The sequence below is a fragment of the Pseudobutyrivibrio ruminis AD2017 genome (genome assembly GCF_000424305.1).
GTDB classification, from domain to species: Bacteria; Bacillota; Clostridia; order Lachnospirales; family Lachnospiraceae; genus Pseudobutyrivibrio; species Pseudobutyrivibrio ruminis_B.
In genome coordinates, this window is the sequence record NZ_KE384162.1 from 44459 (window position 1) to 64669 (window position 20211).

General features: G+C 38.9%; 22 protein-coding genes. 21 read left to right on the forward strand and 1 reads right to left on the reverse strand.

Annotated elements, in window-relative coordinates; genetic code table 11:
* Positions 1–56 precede the first annotated feature (56 nt).
* The 20 genes from G611_RS0110340 (at position 57) to G611_RS0110435 (ending at position 17613) form a co-directional block, all read left to right on the forward strand.
* Positions 57–803 carry an alpha/beta fold hydrolase gene (locus G611_RS0110340; RefSeq protein ID WP_028243538.1) on the forward strand — a complete coding sequence of 249 codons (747 nt, stop codon included), beginning with the start codon at positions 57–59 and terminating at the stop codon, positions 801–803.
* A 46-nt stretch (positions 804–849) separates the two neighbouring features.
* Positions 850–2052 carry an MFS transporter gene (locus tag G611_RS0110345; protein WP_028243539.1) on the forward strand — a complete coding sequence of 401 codons (1203 nt, stop codon included), beginning with the start codon at positions 850–852 and terminating at the stop codon, positions 2050–2052.
* Between the two features lie 116 nt (positions 2053–2168).
* Positions 2169–2606: a radical SAM mobile pair system MarR family transcriptional regulator gene (locus G611_RS0110350; RefSeq protein WP_013282512.1), complete on the forward strand. Its 438-nt coding sequence runs from the start codon at positions 2169–2171 to the stop codon at positions 2604–2606.
* Positions 2603–3301, forward strand: coding sequence for a radical SAM mobile pair protein A (locus tag G611_RS0110355; RefSeq protein ID WP_022762011.1), 699 nt, complete (start codon positions 2603–2605; stop codon positions 3299–3301). Before G611_RS0110350 ends, G611_RS0110355 begins: the two co-directional genes overlap by 4 nt.
* Complete coding sequence (locus G611_RS0110360) at positions 3277–4200, forward strand: radical SAM mobile pair protein B (protein WP_028243540.1); 924 nt, start codon at positions 3277–3279, stop codon at positions 4198–4200. The genes G611_RS0110355 and G611_RS0110360 overlap by 25 nt, the downstream gene beginning before the upstream one ends.
* A 323-nt stretch (positions 4201–4523) precedes the next feature.
* The gene (locus G611_RS0110365) at positions 4524–5471 is read left to right on the forward strand and encodes a hypothetical protein (RefSeq protein WP_028243541.1); all 948 of its coding nucleotides are present in this window, start codon (positions 4524–4526) and stop codon (positions 5469–5471) included.
* A complete protein-coding gene (locus G611_RS0110370) occupies positions 5465–6214 on the forward strand; it encodes a hypothetical protein (protein ID WP_028243542.1) in 750 nt (249 codons plus the stop codon). The genes G611_RS0110365 and G611_RS0110370 overlap by 7 nt, the downstream gene beginning before the upstream one ends.
* Positions 6215–6297: 83 nt before the next feature.
* Positions 6298–6828, forward strand: coding sequence for a GNAT family N-acetyltransferase (locus G611_RS0110375; protein WP_028243543.1), 531 nt, complete (start codon positions 6298–6300; stop codon positions 6826–6828).
* 98 nt (positions 6829–6926) lie between these two features.
* Complete coding sequence (locus G611_RS0110380; protein WP_330362054.1) at positions 6927–7508, forward strand: DUF1349 domain-containing protein; 582 nt, start codon at positions 6927–6929, stop codon at positions 7506–7508.
* Between the two features lie 53 nt (positions 7509–7561).
* Positions 7562–7975, forward strand: a complete 414-nt coding sequence (locus tag G611_RS0110385) for an EamA family transporter (protein ID WP_028243545.1) — start codon at positions 7562–7564, stop codon at positions 7973–7975.
* A gap of 43 nt (positions 7976–8018) precedes the next feature.
* On the forward strand, positions 8019–8264 hold the full coding sequence (locus G611_RS0110390) for a DUF1653 domain-containing protein (protein WP_028243546.1): 246 nt from the start codon (positions 8019–8021) through the stop codon (positions 8262–8264).
* Positions 8265–8307: 43 nt separating this feature from the next.
* Positions 8308–9312, forward strand: coding sequence for a hypothetical protein (locus G611_RS0110395; protein WP_028243547.1), 1005 nt, complete (start codon positions 8308–8310; stop codon positions 9310–9312).
* A gap of 109 nt (positions 9313–9421) precedes the next feature.
* Positions 9422–10354 (forward strand): methionyl-tRNA formyltransferase, encoded by a 933-nt coding sequence (fmt, locus tag G611_RS0110400; RefSeq protein WP_028243548.1) that lies wholly within the window; start codon positions 9422–9424, stop codon positions 10352–10354.
* A gap of 21 nt (positions 10355–10375) precedes the next feature.
* The gene (rsmB, locus tag G611_RS0110405; RefSeq protein ID WP_028243549.1) at positions 10376–11647 is read left to right on the forward strand and encodes a 16S rRNA (cytosine(967)-C(5))-methyltransferase RsmB; all 1272 of its coding nucleotides are present in this window, start codon (positions 10376–10378) and stop codon (positions 11645–11647) included.
* Positions 11626–12696 (forward strand): 23S rRNA (adenine(2503)-C(2))-methyltransferase RlmN, encoded by a 1071-nt coding sequence (gene rlmN / locus G611_RS0110410; RefSeq protein WP_028243550.1) that lies wholly within the window; start codon positions 11626–11628, stop codon positions 12694–12696. Before rsmB ends, rlmN begins: the two co-directional genes overlap by 22 nt.
* Positions 12696–13415: a Stp1/IreP family PP2C-type Ser/Thr phosphatase gene (locus G611_RS0110415; protein WP_028243551.1), complete on the forward strand. Its 720-nt coding sequence runs from the start codon at positions 12696–12698 to the stop codon at positions 13413–13415. The genes rlmN and G611_RS0110415 overlap by 1 nt, the downstream gene beginning before the upstream one ends.
* 15 nt (positions 13416–13430) lie before the next feature.
* Positions 13431–15404 carry a Stk1 family PASTA domain-containing Ser/Thr kinase gene (gene pknB / locus G611_RS0110420; RefSeq protein WP_028243552.1) on the forward strand — a complete coding sequence of 658 codons (1974 nt, stop codon included), beginning with the start codon at positions 13431–13433 and terminating at the stop codon, positions 15402–15404.
* Positions 15405–15407: 3 nt separating this feature from the next.
* Positions 15408–16295 (forward strand): ribosome small subunit-dependent GTPase A, encoded by an 888-nt coding sequence (gene rsgA / locus G611_RS0110425; protein WP_028243553.1) that lies wholly within the window; start codon positions 15408–15410, stop codon positions 16293–16295.
* Between the two features lie 5 nt (positions 16296–16300).
* On the forward strand, positions 16301–16954 hold the full coding sequence (gene rpe, locus G611_RS0110430) for a ribulose-phosphate 3-epimerase (protein WP_028243554.1): 654 nt from the start codon (positions 16301–16303) through the stop codon (positions 16952–16954).
* Positions 16951–17613, forward strand: a complete 663-nt coding sequence (locus G611_RS0110435; RefSeq protein WP_028243555.1) for a thiamine diphosphokinase — start codon at positions 16951–16953, stop codon at positions 17611–17613. Before rpe ends, G611_RS0110435 begins: the two co-directional genes overlap by 4 nt.
* Before the next feature lie 41 nt (positions 17614–17654).
* On the opposite strand, the gene G611_RS0110440 is transcribed toward G611_RS0110435, so the two are convergent.
* Positions 17655–18869 (reverse strand): argininosuccinate synthase, encoded by a 1215-nt coding sequence (locus G611_RS0110440; protein WP_028243556.1) that lies wholly within the window; start codon positions 18867–18869, stop codon positions 17655–17657.
* 276 nt (positions 18870–19145) lie between these two features.
* Here G611_RS0110440 and argC point away from each other — a divergent pair, with 276 nt between their 5' ends.
* On the forward strand, positions 19146–20198 hold the full coding sequence (argC, locus tag G611_RS0110445; protein WP_028243557.1) for an N-acetyl-gamma-glutamyl-phosphate reductase: 1053 nt from the start codon (positions 19146–19148) through the stop codon (positions 20196–20198).
* The last annotated feature ends 13 nt before the right edge of the window (positions 20199–20211 follow it).

Here is a 20211-nt window from a genome sequence, read left to right on the forward strand (position 1 = left end):
CGGGATTTTTAGAGGCAAATTATATTCCAGTAAAACTTTCCATGGAGAGAAAAAGAATGAAGTTTCATTCATATGGAGATAAAAAGAATAAGACGATACTGGCATTGCACGGAATGCTTTGCGACTGGCAGAAATTCCGGGAATTGCTTAAACCGTTGGAAGAAACATATTATGTCATATATCCCGCAATGACCGGATGCTATGACGGTTCAGAGAATTTTGTTTCTTTTGCAAAAGAAAGTGAGCAGATTGAGGCCTATGTTACGGAGAATCTTGGCGGCGAACTCTATGCCGTTTGGGGCGCTTCTCAGGGTGCAACCGTACTGACAGAGCTTCTTGCAAGAAACAGGATTAGTATAGAAAAAGCAATCCTCGACGGAGTATATCTGGCGCATCAGGGGAAAATATGTGCCAAGCTGGGGCTGAAGGCATTTCTGAAGATGCAGAAAAACGGCGGACAGATTTCAAAACGAATGCAGGTCGTGAGTAAACTTATGGGACTTGGCAAAGAAGATCTCGCTGAGTTTTCGTTACTGTACTGGGGAAGTAGCAAAGAGTGTATGCAGGCTAATCTTATCGAGAATTATACGTATCGAGTGAATGAAGATATCAGCAAGACTGAAACAAAAGTATATCTCTGGTGTGGCAGCAAGGAACCTTATGCCATAAAATCCCATGAGATTTTGAAAAAGTACTTAAAGAACTATGAAGAACATATTTGGCCGAATGTCGGTCATGGAGTCATGCTGTATTTTCATACGGATGAGTATGTTGATGCAGTAAGAGAAAAATTGAAGGAATAACTTACAGGATAATGAAATAAGCAAATCGGGATTAGTGGAGTAGAACATGGATAAAAAAAAGGCTTTGTCTGGCGCCATAACATTTATAACCCTGATGGGAATCGTAAGTCTGTTTTCGGACATGACTCATGAAGGCGCAAGAAGCATATTGGGCGAATATCTGAACCTCGCAGGGGCATCCGCTGCAACCATCGGATTTGTGTCCGGTATAGGAGAATTGTGCGGGTATTCACTAAGGCTCATATCCGGATTTATAGCAGATAAAACGAAGAAATACTGGACATTTGTTATCACAGGCTATGTAATACAGGCTCTGGCGATTCCTGCACTGGCACTCGTACCTGAACATGGCTGGATTTGGGCCTGCGGTCTTGTGATCCTGGAGCGTATCGGAAAAGCGATAAAAAAGCCTGCCAAAAACACATTGGTAAGCTTTGCGGCAAGCGAGATCGGAACCGGAAAAGGCTTTGCCTATCAGGAGTTTCTGGATCAGCTTGGCGCGTTTCTCGGACCTGTACTGCTTTTTGTAACAGCTCTTGTAAAAGGTATAGACGACCTTTTTACAACGTATAGGATCTCTTTTGCGATACTGCTTGTTCCTGCAATGATCACCATAGCTCTTGTTTTGGCAGCAAAGATAAGATACCCTGATCCGGAGATCTTTGAAAAGCAGGAAGATAAACCTGCAAGCTTTGAATTCAGGAAGTCATTTGTTCTGTTCATGGCGGCCATCTGCTTTTTTGCTTTTGGCTTTGCAGACTTCACCCTGATCACACTTCATTCGGCTAATACCGGAGCATTTAATGAATCCATGCTCAGTCTGCTATATGCTGGGGCAATGGCTGTGGATGCCTTTGCTGCACTATTCTTTGGCTGGCTTTATGATAAGGTCGGGCTGAAGGCTCTGATCATTTCCACACTATGCAGCACATTCTTCTCATGTTTTGTTTTTATGACTGAAAATGCCTGGTTGATCGGAGCTGGGATAATTCTGTGGGGGATTGGAATGGGGGCGCAGGAAAGTATTATGAAAGCAGCTGTCAGCGGAATCGTCCCGCGTTCTATGCGAAGCACCGGTTTCGGAATATTTGAGACAGGATTTGGTATTGCGTGGTTTCTGGGCAGTTGGCTTCTCGGTGCCCTGTATGATTTGAATCCTGTGTATCTTGTCACTGTGTCTGTGGTATCACAGTTTCTGGCGATTGCATTTTATGCTTTATGCCTCCGGTGCAATAAGACAGAGTGCTAACAATTCGAATTTATCGAGATGAACGGTGGAACGTTATCTTGGAAGTTATGATATGTGTGCTTGACAAAAATACTCCTATATCGTAGTATAAAACTACGATATAGGAGTATTAAATTATGAAGACAAATGGTGGATTTCTTGTTACAAAAATAAAACAGCTGGGTGATCGTATATTTGAAAGGATACTGGCAGAAAAAAACATTGATGCATTTAACGGAGCTCAGGGAAGGATTCTTTATGTCTTATGGCAGGAAGATGGTGTTCCTATTAAAATTATTTCCGAGAAAAGCGGACTTGCAATTACTTCACTTACAACCATGCTTGAGCGGATGGAAAAAAACGGACTGATAAGCCGCAAAACTGATGAAGCTGATAAGAGAAAAACTCTTCTGTTCCTCACAGATAAAGCCAAAGAACTTAAAGAAGCTTATGACTCCGTATCAAATGAGATGGGGAATATTTATTATCGTGATTTTACGGATAAAGAGATTCTTCAGTTTGAAGAGTATCTTAACCGCATCAGGGTAAACCTTGAGGAATGGAGTGACAAATGAGTATTTGTATTAAAGATCAGATTCAGAACATGAATCTTGTTATAGGGTGCACTGTTGGATGTCCGTACTGCTATGCTAGAAACAATACGAGGCGTTATCACATCATAGATGATTTTGAAAAGCCACAGTTTTTTCAAGGCAAGCTTCGTATGATGGAAAAGAAAAAGCCGCAGAATTTTCTGCTGACCGGTATGAGCGATCTCTCGGGCTGGCATGAGGAATGGAGAGAGGAAGTCTTTAAAAAGATAGCAGAGAATCCTCAGCACCAGTTTCTTTTTCTTACCAAACGACCGGATCTTCTGTCTTTTGAAACAGATCTTGATAATGCATGGTTTGGCGTTACAGTTACGAGAAAATCTGAGTTATGGCGTATTGATGCACTGCGGAGCAATGTGAAAGCAAAAAAATATCATGTTACCTTTGAGCCATTGTTCGATGATCCGGGGAAGGTTGATCTTACAGGCATTGACTGGATTGTGGTGGGAACCATGACAGGTGCAAAGAGCAGGACTGTTAAAACAGATCCCGGGTGGGCTTATTCATTGACAGAACAGGCTCATGAACTGAACATTCCTGTATTCTGGAAAGAAGATCTTGTTCCGATTATGGGAGAAGAAATGATACAGGAAATGCCGGATGCTTTTAACAAAGTGCTGGAGGAACAGAGGATATGGAACAACCAGAAATCAAAGTAAATCATATAGAAACAAAAAGTGTAATGACAAAATCGAATACACCTATTGGAGGATATTCGGTGAATCCCTATGTGGGGTGTCCCCATGCCTGTAAATACTGCTACGCATCTTTTATGAAACGCTTTACAGGGCATACGGAGGAATGGGGAACTTTCATGGATGTGAAAGACTGGCCTGAAATAAAGAATCCAAAGAAGTATGCCGGCCAGAAGGTAATCATTGGAACAGTTACGGATGGTTATAATCCGCTAGAGGAAACATATAAAAATACAAGAAGACTTCTGGAAGAACTAAAGGACAGTGGTGCGGACATACTTATCTGCACAAAGTCAGACCTTGTACTAAGAGATCTGGATCTGCTAAAAGATATCAATGAAAATAGCAGACTTACAGTATCATGGTCAATCAATACTCTCGATGAAGAGTTTAAAGATGATATGGATGCGGCAGTAAGCATAGAAAGAAGGCTTGCTGCAATGAAAGAGGTATATGCGGCAGGCATTCGTACAATTTGCTTCATTTCACCCGTGTTCCCGGGGATTACGGATATAGAAGCAATCATAGACAGGACAAAAGATCAGTGTGACCTTGTATGGCTTGAGAATCTGAATCTTCGCGGAGGGTTTAAGGCAGATATCATGAAATACATTTCCGATAAACATCCGGATCTGGTGCCGCTGTATGACGAAATTTATAACAAAAAGAACCGCAGCTATTTTGAAGCGCTGGAAAAGAAAGCAGAAGAGCTGGCTAAAAAGTATGATTGCAGGTTTGTTGATAATGAAACTCCGTATGAGAGAGTAGAGAAAGGACATCCAACAATCGTAGATTACTTTTACCACGAAGAAGTAAGAGGAACTGCCAATAGTGGAAAGAGAAATGTAATACATAATTCTTGATGGAAGAATAAATTGGAAGTTAATCGCACAACTTCAAATTTGTCGACCTAATTGAATAAATAATGACACGCATAGACGTTTTCTTTTTCCGGAGAAGATTGTAATAAAGGTTTATTTAGTGTTGAGGATCTTAGGATCCTCTATTTTTTGTAAGCGGAGATTCGTCCACAGTCTGTGGACGATTTTGAGATTGATATAGTGAATCATCAACAAGCTGTTTACGAATTGGGAGAAAGATATGATTTGTCTTGATTTTAGGCATTAAAAGTGCTAATTTTATTTTGTAACATAAATTACGTTACAAAATAAAAAGAGGTTTGAGTATGAAAGAATTTCTAGAGAAGAGCATTGGGATGGAAGTAGATATTAAAGATGTAGACTATAATGGAAAACTTCCAATGCTCTATTCTTCATTATATGATTTCAAAATTGCAAGTATGCATAATATAGAGTGGTTAATAGCAATTCCAAAGGAAAAAATCAATTTGGCTCAGTTACGAAAGAACCATAGACAGATTGAAAAGCTTTTGAATATGCGTTGTGCTTTGTATATAAAGAATACCAGCACTTACTCTAAGAATGCAATGATAGCAGATGGAATTCCTTTTATTGTAGAAGATAAGGAAATATATCTTCCATTTTTAGGTATCCTTCTTAATTCTGCTCGTGAAAGAACTATAAAGCCAGTTCAAAGAATATCATTTTTAACTCAAAAAATGATTCTTACAGCAATTTATGAAAGATGGAATGAGGTTACAGTTACAAAAGCGGCAGAACAACTAGACATTACAAAAATGTCTGCCTCTAGGTGTTTCGATGAGATAGATTTTTTTGATATGCCAATTCTTGGAACCAAGGGCAAGTCACGTGTAATTAATGTACCGGATGATATAAAGGAACTGTGGAGTAGTATTGAAGTTTATATGAGAAATCCGGTGATTAATATCTTTTATATTAATGATAATTTGAATCTTCCTGTCTTTGGTGGAATGTCAGCGCTTGCTGAATATTCGATGATATCTGATAATAAATATCCGACTTATGTCGTGGCAAAGAAAGATATAAAAGATTTGGCACTGAAGGATAGGTTGGTTGATATAAAAAAAGACGAACCTGGCTGTATCATACAGGAGGTAGGTTACGTGACTTCATTCGGTAAAGGTGGTGCTATAGATCCATTGTCACTTTTACTATCATTAACAGATGATGAAAAAGCGGATGAAAGAATTGAAATTTCTATAAGAGAAATGCTGGAGGAATATGTATGGTAGCGGGGTTGCTGAAATTTAAAGAGTACTTCAAAGACTACGCAGATAGTTATGTATTAATAGGTGGTGCCGCATGTGATATTTTATTCACAGAGAATGAGGCAGACTTTCGAGCAACAAGAGATTTGGATATGGTGCTTATTGTAGAGGCACTTACACCAGAGTTTGCCGGAATCTTTTGGGATTTTATTAAAGATGGTGATTATAGGCATATAAGTGGAAGTACGGGAAAGCCACAGTTCTATCGTTTTGATAAACCGCAGGTAGAAGGCTTTCCAAAAATGATAGAGTTATTTTCTCGAACAGATTTTGAGCTTAAAAGTCACATTGGTATAACACCACTTCATGTGAGTGATGATATTTCAAGTCTATCGGCCATTCTTTTGGATGATGATTATTATCAGGTCCTTTTGAATGGACGAGTGATAGAGAATGGATTTTCTGTTTTAAGACCAGAGTATTTGATTCTATTTAAGGCTAAGGCATATTTGGACATGAGTTCACGAAAAGCACAAGGAGAAAAGGTGGACTCTGCGGATATTAAAAAGCATAAGAAAGATGTTTTGAGATTGGCGGTTGAGATGGTTTTGAATCCTGTATCGGATTTGCCAGAATCTGTCAAGGAGGATATTCATCATTTCATTAAAAATCTTCAAGAAGATGAATTCGACCAGAATAGTTTGAAGATGTATAGAGTTACAAATAATCAGGTGGTGAGTCGCTTGGTAAGTGTCTTCGAAGCTTGAGGCTACTTGTAAGAGTTTGAAATTTATATTATCACCATATATACAAGTGATAAGATAAATCGCGATTTGTTGGAGAGAGTGTGATGATTAGACTAAGACCATATAAGCCTTCTGATGCAAAAAGTATCGTATCGTGGTGTAAGGATGAGAAGACATTCTTGCAATGGGGTGGTGACCACTTTGGGACTTTCCCCATTTCGGAAGATATAATGAACCATAAGTATTTACGTGAGAATGGGGATTGCATAGAAGAAGATAACTTCTATCCGTTTACTGCGTTTGATGATGAGGGGATTGCTGGGCATTTTATCATCCGCTATCTACATGGGGACAATAAGATTCTTCGATTTGGATGGGTTATTGTTGATGATACTAAACGTGGACATAAGTATGGGCAGAATATGCTCCGTTTGGGATTGATGTACGCATTTGAAATCATGCAGGCTGACGTGGTGACGATTGGCGTATTCGAAAACAATATTTCTGCGTATAAGTGTTATCTATCTGCGGGTTTTCATAGATCAAAAGATCAACCGAATGTGACCGAGAATATCCATGGAGAATCATGGAAAATTATTGAGTTGGAATTATCAAAGAAAGAATATATGTCATAGGGGCAAATTCAAGTTTGTAGGGCTCTTTAAGAACAGGAGTGCGATGACTTCAAATCTGGATACAGGAGGAAATTATAATGAAAATTAATGCAAGTTCAATGGAATGGATAAGAAAACCAAAATCTTGTCAGTTTAAAAAGGATAAGGTTGAAATCGTTACCGAACCTCATACGGATCTTTGGCAGAGGACCTATTATCATTTTAGAAATGACAACGCTCCAGTCTTGCAAATGAAAACAACAGAACAATTCTTTTCGTTTGTGGTACGGACAGATTTTGATTCTAAGGTACGTTACGATCAAAGTGGGATAATCATGTACTTGGATAGTGAAAATTGGCTTAAGGCTGCAGTTGAGTATGAAAACGATAAGATTCAAAGATTAGGAAGTGTCGTAACAAATAACGGCTACTCTGACTGGGCATCTACAGATGTTGATGCATCAATAAAATCTATGTGGTTCCGTCTGAGCCGCAGGGAGGATGATTTCTGTGTTGAAAATTCCCTAGATGGAATAAACTTTAAGCAGATGAGGATATGTCATATGTTCAATGCTCCAATGGAGATTAGTTTTGGTATCTATGCCTGCAGCGCTGAAGAATCCTCTTTTTTGGCAACCTTTACAGATATGGAAATCACAGAATGTGTATGGAAAGCTCATGACGGTCAGCAACCAGATTAAAAGATGGTGCGAGAATCGAGAATGTTTTATCAATTAGATGAGGAGGTATAGTTATGTGGTTTTGGTTAGCTCTTGGTTCGGCAGTGTTTGCTGCATTAACATCAATACTGGCAAAAGTAGGAATTGAAGGCGTTGGCTCAAATCTTGCCACGGCTATCCGCACCATGGTTGTTGTAATAATGGCATGGGGGATGGTATTTATTACTAATCAGCAGGATGGCATCAGGTCAATTAGCCAGAAGAGTTGGATTTTCCTTATATTGTCTGGACTTGCAACGGGAGCATCATGGCTTTGCTATTACAAAGCACTACAAATAGGAGATGCTTCCAAGGTTGTACCAATCGATAAGCTATCCATAATTATTACATTGGTGTTGGCGTTTGCTTTCCTGCACGAAGATTTTACTGTAAAGTCAGCTATTGGTTGCATCCTGATTGGAGCAGGCACATTGTTTATGGTACTGTAAGATATATGATAATCGAGCAAAAATTAAATTTACGGAGGCGAAGATGCAAGAATTAGTTTTACACAGAGTATATAAGCACTTTAAGGGGGATTATTACCTGGTGGAAGATATCGCAAGAGATTCTGAAACTCAAGAAGAGATGGTAGTGTATCGTAAATTATATGATGATGGTTCGCTTTGGGTAAGACCAAAAGAAATGTTTTTGTCTGAAGTAGACCATGAAAAGTATCCTGAGGTAAAGCAAAAGTACAGATTTGAATTACAGGAAATTTCAAGTAAAAAGCATTGAGAAACTATGTCTATGCAGCTACAAGAAGGGAAAATATAGACTAATGTATAGAAAAAATATAGCTTATATATTATGTGCGGGAGTATTGCTTTTTACAGGCTGTGGGCAAACTATTAGCACTCAAGACACAAAAGCTGAAACGCAAGAATCAAATAAAGAGTTAGTTGAGTTTGAATACAATACTTTCAGAGACGCATATTACAATCATACTTTTGATAAAATTGATTTTACAAAATTCGCTGATTCTACCAACAATCTGGATACTCGAGAAGCTGATGGAGATTTGTGGTATAGCTATTATATTTATTTTAGCTATGATGATATTTATTATTGGATACAAGCTAGTTATAACGAAAATAATCAGTTGGATGCAGTATACATTAATAATGATATTAATGGTGATACCGTCATACTTTATGATAATTATGTATACAAAAATGATTTGGATGAATTTGTGTCAAGAAGAGAATCGCTGGATAAGTGGCTCACTGTGAAACTTCCAGAAAAATATACAATTGGAGAATTGAATTTTAACCAAGGGATTAGTGGCGGAGCAGTTATTCTGCCGGAAGTCTATCCTATGTCACAGGAAATATACGATGTGATTAAAGAAGATATAGCAGGCTCTGAATTAGATGCTACAACTCATTATGATGAATGGAGATGTGCAGGATTTATAGGAAGGATTTTGGCTACTAATAATGATGTAAATATTGAATTTTTGGATGGCGTTCCACAACCATATGGTTTACCTACAGGTAATCATTTCGAAAAGAGAATTCAAGATGTAATCCCATCAGAAAAAAACGATGGTTGGTATATTATGGAAGCTACATCTTTAAATGAATTTTACACATTTGCTTTAGAAGAAGAATTAAAAGATGCTGGGGTTGAGCTAAAAGAAGATGATACATTTTCTGAATACTGGGAATTCTATTATTTAAAAGAAGGAAATGAAAAGTATTATTATTTGGCATTAGCTAAAAAAGAATTCTCATTTGAGCAGGCGGAAGAAATAGCGAAAAATGTTACGATTATAGATAAATAAAAAATGGATGTAATCTTGTAAAAGTTGTACGAAACGCCTTAAAATGGTACACTAAAGTGTAGCCTTTTTAGGCGTTTTATTTTGCGTTTGTTAGAAAGGATTGATATAGATGAAAGTAGTTTTTATGGGTACACCGGATTTTGCGGTGGAGACACTTAAGGCAATATATGAAGCTGGACATAAGGTTATCCTCGTTGTTAGCCAGCCAGACAAACCAAAGGGACGCAGTGGGAAGCTTCAGCCTACCCCTGTTAAGGAGTTTGCAGTAGAGCACGACATTCCAGTTTATCAACCAGTTAAAATCAGGGCTGAGGAGTCAGTGGAATATCTTAGCCAGTATAAGGCGGATGTATTTGTAGTTGCTGCCTTTGGACAGATTCTTCCAAAGGTGATTCTTGATATGCCACGTCTTGGCTGTGTTAATGTTCACGGCTCACTTCTTCCAAAGTACCGTGGTGCAGCACCTATTCAGTGGGCTGTTATTAATGGGGAAAAGGTCTCTGGAAATACAACAATGCTTATGGGACCAGGTCTTGATGATGGAGATATGCTTCTTAAATCTGAGATTGAGCTTGCCGCTGATGAGACAGGTGGAAGTCTGTTTGATAAGCTGGCAGTTGATGGTGGTAAGCTTGCAGTTAAGACTATCGAAGCACTTGAAAAAGGTGAGATTACTCCAATCCCTCAGGATGAATCAGAAGCTACTCACGTAGGTATGATTCATAAGGATATGGGAAATATCGATTGGAATAAATCGGCAGAAGAGATTGAAAGACTAATTAGAGGACTTAATCCTTGGCCATCTGCATTTACATTTGTAAATGGTAAACAGCTTAAGCTATGGAAAGCTACAGTTGTTGATAAATCAGGTGAGGCAGGCACAGTCATCGATGTTAATAAAAACGTATTTACGATAGCATGTGGCAATAAAGCACTTGAGATAAATGAACTTCAGTTAGAAGGCAAGAAGCGTATGGCTACAGGTGATTTCCTAAGAGGATATCAGCTTGAAGCAGGTACTGTTTTTTCATCTAACAGATAGATAATAATTGTGAGGTAGTAAATGGCAGGGATTAATATCAGAGAAATATCAGCTGATACCTTGATTGAGATTTTGGAGCATGGCCAGTTTTCTCATATTTATTTAAAGGCAGTTTTAGATAAATATGGATATTTAGAAAAAAGTGAAAGAGCTTTTATTACTCGTCTTGTTAATGGAACTGTTGAACGAGAAATCGAGCTCGATTACATTATAAACAGCTACTCCAAAACAAAGGTCAAAAAGATGAAACCACTTATTCGCACAATTATGCGAATGGGTACATTTGAAATATATTACATGGATGCAGTACCAGATTCTGCTACCTGTAATGAATATGTAAAGCTCGCTAAAAAGCGTGGGTTCGCAGGGTTGTCAGGGTTTGTTAATGGAGTTTTGCGTAACATTTCTAGGGACAAGGGCAATCTCAACATTACAGATTTAAGTGTTAAGTATTCTATGCCTCAGTGGATTGTAGATAAGTGGAATACTGATTATGGTATAGATAAGACTAAAGAGATTCTGAAGGGATTTTTCGAGCCAGAGGAGCTTTGCATTAGAGTTAATTTAAGCAAGATTACAAGAGAAGAGCTTATGAATAAGCTTGAAGCGCAAGATATATCAGTTCGTATATGCGATAGTATTCCTAGTGCACTTTATATAGCAGGCTTTAATGTGATTTCATCAATACCAGAATTTAACGAAGGCCTTTTCTATATTCAGGATTATTCATCCCAGTTGGTTCCATACAAAGCTGGTATCAAGGAAGATGATAAAGTTATTGATTTATGCGCTGCACCAGGAGGAAAGGCACTGCATGCAGCTGAGCTTGCTTCAAAAGGCACAGTATTTGCAAGAGACCTTACTGATATTAAGGTTGCGCTCATCAATGAAAACATTCAAAGAACTGGGGCTACAAATATAACAGCCCAGAAGTTTGACGCAACAGAATTTGATGAGACTTGCGAAAACAATTATGATGTTGTAATTGCTGATTTGCCATGCTCAGGTCTTGGCATAATCAGAAAAAAGCCTGATATTAAATACAACCAGACAAAAGAATCTTTAGATGAACTGGTTATTCTTCAGGCAAAGATACTTAAAAACGCTGCAAGGTATGTTAAGGCAGGTGGAACACTTTGCTACAGTACCTGCACAATAAACAAAGATGAAAACGAAAATCAGGTAGAAAACTTCTTAAGTTCACATAAGGAGTTTACAATTGAGACTATGGAACAGTTGTTACCTGATAAAGAACATGATGGATTTTTTATATGTGTAATGAAAAAGAACTAGTAGACATTAGGTCGCTTAATTTAATAGAACTAACAGATTATATTACAAAGGATTTAGGTGAGCCTAAATTCAGATCAAAGCAGCTTTATGAGTGGATGCATAAGCATTTGGCCCTCAACTATGATGAGATGAAAAACATTCCTAATTCTCTCAAGGACAAGCTTAAAGCTAATTGTAATTACAGACCACTTAAGCAAATCGATTTGCAGGTTTCCAAAATCGACGGTACCAGAAAATATCTTTTTGAGCTGTTTGATGGTGAAATGGTAGAAAGTGTTTGGATGAGCTATAAGCATGGTAATTCTGTTTGCATCAGCTCACAGGTTGGCTGCAAAATGGGATGCCGATTCTGCGCATCTACACTTGATGGCTGGGTTAGAAATCTTACTCCTGCGGAAATGCTTGGACAGATTTATGCCATCCAAAGAGATACAGGTGAGCGAGTATCAAATGTTGTAGTTATGGGCACTGGGGAGCCAATGGATAACTATGATAATATCGTAAAATTTGTTAGACTATTATCTGATGAGAATGGACTAAACATTTCTCAGCGTAACATTACGGTTAGTACATGTGGAATCGTACCAAAGATTAAGCAGCTTGCAGATGAGGATTTGACAATTACTCTTGCAATTTCTCTTCATGCTCCTAATCAGGAAAAGAGAAAGGAATTGATGCCTGTTGCGAACAAGTACGAGATACATGAGCTGATAGAAGCCTGCGAATATTACTTCAATAAAACAGGTAGAAGAATTACCTTCGAATATTCACTTGTTTCCGGTGTTAATGACAGAGATGTGGATGCAGAGGAATTAGGCAAGCTGATAGGACATTTGAACTGTCATGTTAATCTTATTCCAGTCAATCCTATCAAGGAAAGGGATTTCGAATCACCTTCTATGGACAGGGCTTATTCCTTCCAAAAAAAGATTGAAAAATATGTGAATAATGCTACTATTAGAAGGGAAATGGGTCGCGATATAGACGGGGCCTGTGGACAACTGAGAAAGCGACATGCAGACATGGACGCTTTGAAAGGGACTATTTAATGATAAGCTATGAAAAGACAGATGTCGGAATTAAGAGGCGTGTCAATCAGGACTGTATCTTTTCTTCTGACAAACAGGTTGGTAAATTGCCAAATCTTTACATAGTCGCAGATGGTATGGGCGGTGAACTGGCAGGAGATTATGCTTCCGCTAAATGCGTCGAGATTATTGTAGACGAAATTAAAAATTCTACAGAGTTGGAGACAGTTAGAATTTTTGAAAAGGCAATTCAACTTGCAAACAATAAAATCTATACCGAATCGCAGTCGGACCCCTCAAAAGCAGGAATGGGTACCACTCTTGTTTTAGCAACTGTGTTTGATGGTCATTTATATGTAGCTAATGTTGGAGACAGCAGATTATACGTAGCTACAAAGGACAGATTAAAGCAGATTACAAAGGACCATTCAGTAGTTGCAGAATTAGTTCGCACAGGCGAATTAGATGCAATTGATGCTAAATACGATAAGCGTAAGAATATGATTACAAGGGCCATTGGAGCCGAAAGCTCTATAGCTGCAGATTATTTCGATGTGGCTATAAACGGTGGTGAGCACATTCTTATTTGTTCGGATGGATTAACTAATATGGTGGAGGATGATGAAATCTATTCAGTTATTACATCTGACAATACCATTGCAAATCGAGGTAATAGATTAATTGAACTTGCTAACGCACATGGTGGCAAGGATAATGTATCAGTAATAATTATTGAGTAGTTAAAAGGAGAATAAATGATAACACAAGGCGTATTTATTGCAGACAGATATGAAGTTATTGATAAAGTTGGCGCAGGCGGAATGTCAGATGTATACCGTGCCAAGGATCATATTTTAGGAAGAGAAGTTGCAATCAAAATCTTAAAGCAGGAGTTTTCAGAGGATGCAACCTTCGTAGCAAAGTTTAGAACAGAGGCTCAGTCGGCAGCAGGTCTTGAGCATCCAAACATCGTTAACATTTATGATGTAGGTTCTGAAAATGGAATGTATTTCATCGTTATGGAATATGTTGAAGGAATCACTCTTAAGACATACATTGAAAAGAAGGGACAGCTTAACTTTAAGGAAGCTATCTCAATTGCAATTCAGGTTGGACGTGGTATTGAAGCCGCTCATCAGAAGGGCATTATTCATAGAGATATCAAGCCTCAGAACATTATTATTTCCACAGAGGGAAAGGTAAAGGTTACAGATTTCGGTATCGCAAGAGCAGCTAGCTCAAACACAATTCATGCAGATGTAATGGGCTCAGTTCATTATTCATCACCAGAGCAGGCTAGAAACGGATTTGTAGATGGCAAGAGTGATATTTACTCTCTTGGTATTGTAATGTACGAAATGGTTACAGGACGTGTTCCTTTCGATGGAGATAACACAGTTGCCATTGCTATCCAGCATCTTCAGGAAGAAATGGTTGCACCTAGTGCATACGCACCTGACCTTCCTATTTCATTAGAGAAAATTATCCTTAAGGCTACAATGAAGTCTCCAGACAGAAGATATGGAACTATCTCTGACATGCTTATGGATTTAAAGAAAGCATTAGTTAGCCCTAATGAGGATTTCGTTGTTATTTCTGAATCTGAGCTTGGCCAGACAAAGGTTATGCCTCGTATCACTCCAGAGCAGGAGGATTCACTTACAAAGAAGGCTGCACAGGCACTTATCTTTGATGATGAGTACCAAGATGAAGAAGAGTACTACGATGATGACGAGTACTATGATGACGAATATTATGATGATGAATACTATGATGAAGACGAGGAAGAGGATGATGGTAAGATGGATAAAATCATCACAATCTCTGGAATCGTTGCAGGTATTGCAATCGTAGTTATCCTTGTTGCTATATTTGGCTCACGCGTTGGATTATTTAAGTTTGGTTCTAAGAAGGTAACAATGATTAATGTTGTTGGTACTCAGTACGAAGAGGCTAAGACACAGCTTACAGACTTAGGCCTTGAGGATGACAATATTTTAGTTTCTTACGAAGATAGTGATGATTATGAAGACGGCGTAGTTATGAGCCAGTCTACAAAAGAGGGCGATGAGTTCTCATTAAACGATACACTTAGACTTACAGTTGCTGGTGATGAAGAAAACGGTGATTCAAGCGCATCTGATTCTAGCAACCAGTCTGAATCAAAAGATAGCAATAGTAGCAGTAACAGCAGTAACTCATCAAGTTCTTCTTCAAACAAGAACAACACAACCACTCAGCAGACACCAGCTGCAAACACAGATAATAAAACAGAAACAGATGGTAAGGCAACTGTTGCAGTACCAAGCGTAGTTGGTCTTACACAGGCAGAAGCAACAACAGTACTTGATGCTAAGAATATCGTAGTAACAAGCACATCATCAGATTACTCTGATACAGTTCCATCTGGTCAGGTTATTAGCCAGTCTATTGCACCAGGTGAAATGGTTGCTGCTAATACTACAATCACACTTGTAATTAGTAAGGGTTCTAAGGAAAAGACATATAACTACACTATTCCAAATCCTTACGAGGGTGAGTGTACATATTCAATTGCAGAATTAAATAAGTCAGGCACAATTCCAAAGAGTGGTGCAATTAATATTTCTGATGTTACAAAGGCATCACTTACAGTTACTCTTACATACACACCAGCAGGTGCTGATGGTAACCCTGATTCTTCACAGACTCAGACACAGACACAGACTGTACAAGGAACAGCCAATTAATCTATGACAGGAAAGATAATCAAAGGAATTGCGGGCTTCTATTATGTTTACGTTGTAGATTTTGGAATCTACGAATGTAAAGCAAAAGGAGCCTTCAGAAAAGAAAAGATAAAACCTTTAGTAGGAGATGACGTTGAAATAGACGTCATCTCTGAAGAGGAAAAAACGGGCAATGTAGTAAAGCTACTGCCTCGCAAGTCTGAGCTTATCAGACCTGCTGTGGCGAACGTAGATCAGGCATTGCTCATTTTTGCTACTAAGAATCCTGAGCCAAATCTTAATCTTTTGGACAGATTCTTATGTATGATGGAAGAGCAGGAACTTCCAATTGTTATCTGTTTTAACAAGGAAGATATTGCAGATGATGGTTTTGAATTATTAATGCGTAATACCTATGAAAGAGCAGGATACAAGGTAATCTTTTGTTCCGCAAAGCAGAATAATGGTATTGATGAAATCAGGAAAGTGTTACATGGTAAAACATCAACCGTTGCCGGACCATCAGGTGTTGGAAAAAGCTCAATTGTAAATATGCTTACAGAAGGTCATTCCATGGAGACTGGAGAAGTTTCTGAGAAGATTGGCCGAGGAAAGCATACAACCAGACATTCAGAGCTTTTGTATCTTGGTGAAGATACATACATTATGGATACACCTGGGTTCTCGTCTTTATTTGTTCCTAAAATGGAACCGGTTGATTTATATACGCTATTTCCAGAGTTTATTGAACCGGCTTCTAACTGTAAGTTTACAGGTTGCGCCCATGACAAGGAACCAAAATGTGGGGTTAAGGATGCTGTTACAAATGGAGAAATAGCAGCAAGCAGATATGAAAACTATTTGCAGATTTATGGGGAAATGGTAAACGAAAGGAATAACAAGTATAGGTGATTAATATGGAAAAATGCTTAGCACCATCAATTTTATCGGCTGATTTCGGGGTATTAAAGGAACAGCTTGAGCTTATCGATGAGGCTGGCGCACAATATGTTCATTTTGATGTAATGGACGGGGTTTTTGTGCCAAGTATCAGCTATGGAATGCCAGTACTTAAGAGCATTCGTAAGTACACTGACAGGTTATTTGATGTTCATCTAATGATAGTTGACCCAGAAAGATACATTAGGGAGTTTGCTGAGGCAGGGGCTGACATTATTACAGTTCATGCAGAAGCATGCAAGCATCTTGATGCTACTATTGATTTGATTAAGTCATGTGGCGCCATGGCAGGCGTTGCACTTAATCCTGCTACACCAGTTTCTACAATCAAGCACGTTCTTGATAAGGTAGATATGGTTCTTATTATGACAGTTAACCCTGGCTTTGGAGGCCAGAAGCTTATACCTTATACTATTCATAAGGTTCGTGAGCTTACAGACCTTTGTAATCAGGTTGGAGCAAAGATTGATATTGAGGTTGATGGTGGAATTAATATCGACACTATCGATGCTGCCCTTGATGCAGGCGCCAATATTATCGTTGCAGGCTCAGCCGTATTCAAAGGAGATGTTAAAGCTAACGCCGAAGCACTATTGGAGAAAATGCGATGATAGTTTTTATAATTGCAGGAGGCACGCTTAATCCTGACTTTGCAAAGGGATTTATAGCAGACCACTCATTTGATAAGACTTTATTTATTGCTTGCGACAGTGGTTTTGAATCCTGCTTATCGCTAGGAGTTAATCCAGATATTGTTGTAGGCGATTTTGATTCTATTTCAGATGATGCATACAAGAAAATAGAAGACACAGGCGCTGAAGTGATAAAGCTTAATCCTATCAAGGATGATACAGACACCGAATTTGCTTTATGCCTGGCTATTAAACGTACTAAAAATACTGATGAAATATACATCTTAGGAGGCACCGGCGCTCGTATTGACCACACCCTGGGAAACATCAACCTTCTTGGTCTTGGCCTAAAGCACGACCGTGATGTTATCCTTGTGGACGAGCGCAACTACATCCTAATGCTTGCCCCAGGTTGGACTCTTGAACTGGAAAAGGGCAACCAATTCGGCAAATACATATCCGTATTTCCATACGCAGGCATAGCAGATGGTGTCACCATGAAGGGCTTCAAATACCCACTTCATCGTGCTACCCTTGAGGGCTTCAACACCCTCACAGTCAGCAACGAAATCGTAGACGACTTCGCCACCATCCACGTGGCCGAGGGCTACCTAATCGTATGCGAGTCTAGAGATTAAAAAAACACTATGTAGGTTTTATGCTACATAGTGTTTTTATTTTACTTATTTTCCTGAAGCTTGAGGGCACGAACCTTTAGTGGGAGGCCCCAGAGTGTGATGAAGCCTTCTGCGTCGTGGTGGTCGTAAAGGTCACCAGTTGTGAAGGATGCAAGTGACTCTGAGTAGAGTGAGTATGGTGAAGTAGTGCCTGCTTTGATGATGTTGCCCTTGTAAAGCTTGATTTTTACTTCTCCAGTAACGTATTCCTGGGTTGATTTTACGAAGGCCTGGATAGCATCACAAAGTGGTGTGAACCATTTGCCTTCATAGCAAACCTGTGCAAGCTTAGCACCCATTTCTTTCTTAACCTCTAATGTCGCGCGGTCGAGGATAAGCTCTTCAAGCTGTTCGTGAGCTTCCATAAGAATAGTTCCGCCTGGTGTTTCGTACACGCCACGTGACTTCATACCAACAACACGGTTTTCTACAATGTCTATGATGCCGATTCCGTTGCGGCCACCAATAACATTAAGCTCTTTGATAATATCACTTACCTTCATTTTCTTTCCGTTTACAGATGTAGGAACACCCTTTTCAAAAGTGAGTGTAACATATTCAGGTGTTTCAGGAGCTTTCTCTGGTGGAGTAGTAAGTACAAGAAGGTGATCGTAGTTTGGCTCCACAGCTGGGTCTTCAAGCTCAAGTCCCTCGTGGCTGATGTGCCATAAGTTTCTGTCACGGCTGTAGGACTGGTCTGCAGAAAATGGTAAGTCAATGCCATGAGCCTTGCAGTAGTCAATCTCATCCTGACGTGACTGAAGAGTCCACTTGTCACTACGCCATGCAGCAATAATCTTAATATCTGGAGCAAGTGCTTTGATACCAAGTTCGAAACGAATCTGGTCGTTTCCTTTACCTGTAGCACCATGGCAGATTGCAGTGGCGCCTTCTTTTCGGGCAATCTCTACAAGCTTTGCTGCAATACCAGGTCTAGCCATTGCAGTACCAAGTAAGTATTTGTTTTCGTAAACAGCTCCTGCCTGTACACATGGAACGATGTAGTTATCACAGAAATCATCAACAATATCTTCAATATAAAGCTTTGATGCTCCCGAAAGCTTAGCTCGTTCTTCAAGTCCGTCCAGTTCGTCGCCCTGACCGCAATCAATACAGCAGCAGATAACTTCATAATTGTAGTTTTCCTTGAGCCATGGAATGATGGCTGTTGTGTCGAGTCCGCCTGAATAAGCTAAAATTACTTTTTCTTGTGCCATTTTTTATCTCCTTTATTTATGTTTTATAAAAATCTCCCTGTAAGCCTTTCGACTTGTTGATACATACTTTACTACATTAAAGTTTGAAATTCAAGTGCAAATATATGCAAAATATATGCATAAAAATGATATTTGTTAAAATTGACATCGATTTACATGGAATCACGGTGTATATTTATGCAAATTTAATTTATAAAATTGCGTTGCAACACTTTACTTCGTGAAAGTGTTGTACTACAATTTACTCATGACATTTCATTTGGAGGACAATTCGCTATGATTAAAGTTGGAATTATTGGAGCGACTGGATACGCTGGAGCGGAAATTGTAAGACTACTTTATAGTCATCCAGAAGCTGAGATAGTGTGGTACGGTTCTAAATCTTATGTAGATGAAAGATTTGCTTCTATATACAAGAACATGTTTACACTTGTTGAAGATAAGTGTTTGGACGATAACATTTTAGAGCTTTCTAAACAGGTTGATGTGATTTTCGCAGCAACACCACAGGGATATTTGGCAGGGGTTCTTACTGAAGAAATACTGAATAATTGCAAGGTTATTGATTTGTCAGCGGACTATCGTATAAAGGATGTTTCAACATATGAAAAGTGGTATGGCATCAAGCATATGAGTCCACAGTTTATAGATGAAGCAGTCTATGGACTTTGCGAAATAAACAGAGACAAAGAAAAGGGCGCAAGACTTATTGCAAATCCTGGCTGCTACACAACCTGTTCAATACTTACAGCATATCCACTTGTTAAGGCAGGTTTAATTGATCCAGCTACTTTAATCATCGATGCAAAATCTGGAACAAGCGGTGCAGGAAGAGGAGCAAAGCTTCCTAATTTGTATTGCGAAGTTAATGAAAGCATAAAAGCTTACGGAGTTGCATCACATAGACATACTCCAGAAATAGAAGAGCAGTTAGGCTACGCTTGTGGTAAGGAGATATTGATAAATTTCACACCACATCTGGTTCCAATGAATAGAGGAATCCTTGTTACAGAATATGCATCTCTTGTTAATAAGAATGGCAAGCTTCCTACAAAAGAGGATGTGATGCAGGCATATCACGATATGTATGATGATGAATTTTTCGTAAGAGTTTTAGATTATGGCGAGTGCCCAGAGACCAAATGGGTTGAGGGAAGCAATTTTGTAGATGTTAGTTGCAAGATTGATGAACGAACTGGTCGAATCATTATGATGGGTGCTTTAGATAATTTAGTTAAGGGTGCTGCAGGCCAGGCAGTTCAAAACATGAATATACTGTTTGATTTAGATGAAAAAACAGGACTTGATTTTGCACCAATGTTTCCATAAAACGGCAATTAGG

What these genes read in the sequence shown, in the direction of transcription:
- G611_RS0110340 (WP_028243538.1), top strand. Translation starts at nt 57, where the DNA reads ATGAAGTTTCATTCATATGGAGATAAAAAGAATAAGACGATACTGGCA.
- G611_RS0110345 (WP_028243539.1), top strand. Translation starts at nt 850, where the DNA reads ATGGATAAAAAAAAGGCTTTGTCTGGCGCCATAACATTTATAACCCTG.
- G611_RS0110350 (WP_013282512.1), top strand. Translation starts at nt 2,169, where the DNA reads ATGAAGACAAATGGTGGATTTCTTGTTACAAAAATAAAACAGCTGGGT.
- G611_RS0110355 (WP_022762011.1), top strand. Translation starts at nt 2,603, where the DNA reads ATGAGTATTTGTATTAAAGATCAGATTCAGAACATGAATCTTGTTATA.
- G611_RS0110360 (WP_028243540.1), top strand. Translation starts at nt 3,277, where the DNA reads ATGGAACAACCAGAAATCAAAGTAAATCATATAGAAACAAAAAGTGTA.
- G611_RS0110365 (WP_028243541.1), top strand. Translation starts at nt 4,524, where the DNA reads ATGAAAGAATTTCTAGAGAAGAGCATTGGGATGGAAGTAGATATTAAA.
- G611_RS0110370 (WP_028243542.1), top strand. Translation starts at nt 5,465, where the DNA reads ATGGTAGCGGGGTTGCTGAAATTTAAAGAGTACTTCAAAGACTACGCA.
- G611_RS0110375 (WP_028243543.1), top strand. Translation starts at nt 6,298, where the DNA reads ATGATTAGACTAAGACCATATAAGCCTTCTGATGCAAAAAGTATCGTA.
- G611_RS0110380 (WP_330362054.1), top strand. Translation starts at nt 6,927, where the DNA reads ATGGAATGGATAAGAAAACCAAAATCTTGTCAGTTTAAAAAGGATAAG.
- G611_RS0110385 (WP_028243545.1), top strand. Translation starts at nt 7,562, where the DNA reads ATGTGGTTTTGGTTAGCTCTTGGTTCGGCAGTGTTTGCTGCATTAACA.
- G611_RS0110390 (WP_028243546.1), top strand. Translation starts at nt 8,019, where the DNA reads ATGCAAGAATTAGTTTTACACAGAGTATATAAGCACTTTAAGGGGGAT.
- G611_RS0110395 (WP_028243547.1), top strand. Translation starts at nt 8,308, where the DNA reads ATGTATAGAAAAAATATAGCTTATATATTATGTGCGGGAGTATTGCTT.
- fmt (WP_028243548.1), top strand. Translation starts at nt 9,422, where the DNA reads ATGAAAGTAGTTTTTATGGGTACACCGGATTTTGCGGTGGAGACACTT.
- rsmB (WP_028243549.1), top strand. Translation starts at nt 10,376, where the DNA reads ATGGCAGGGATTAATATCAGAGAAATATCAGCTGATACCTTGATTGAG.
- rlmN (WP_028243550.1), top strand. Translation starts at nt 11,626, where the DNA reads ATGTGTAATGAAAAAGAACTAGTAGACATTAGGTCGCTTAATTTAATA.
- G611_RS0110415 (WP_028243551.1), top strand. Translation starts at nt 12,696, where the DNA reads ATGATAAGCTATGAAAAGACAGATGTCGGAATTAAGAGGCGTGTCAAT.
- pknB (WP_028243552.1), top strand. Translation starts at nt 13,431, where the DNA reads ATGATAACACAAGGCGTATTTATTGCAGACAGATATGAAGTTATTGAT.
- rsgA (WP_028243553.1), top strand. Translation starts at nt 15,408, where the DNA reads ATGACAGGAAAGATAATCAAAGGAATTGCGGGCTTCTATTATGTTTAC.
- rpe (WP_028243554.1), top strand. Translation starts at nt 16,301, where the DNA reads ATGGAAAAATGCTTAGCACCATCAATTTTATCGGCTGATTTCGGGGTA.
- G611_RS0110435 (WP_028243555.1), top strand. Translation starts at nt 16,951, where the DNA reads ATGATAGTTTTTATAATTGCAGGAGGCACGCTTAATCCTGACTTTGCA.
- G611_RS0110440 (WP_028243556.1), bottom strand. Translation starts at nt 18,869, where the DNA reads ATGGCACAAGAAAAAGTAATTTTAGCTTATTCAGGCGGACTCGACACA.
- argC (WP_028243557.1), top strand. Translation starts at nt 19,146, where the DNA reads ATGATTAAAGTTGGAATTATTGGAGCGACTGGATACGCTGGAGCGGAA.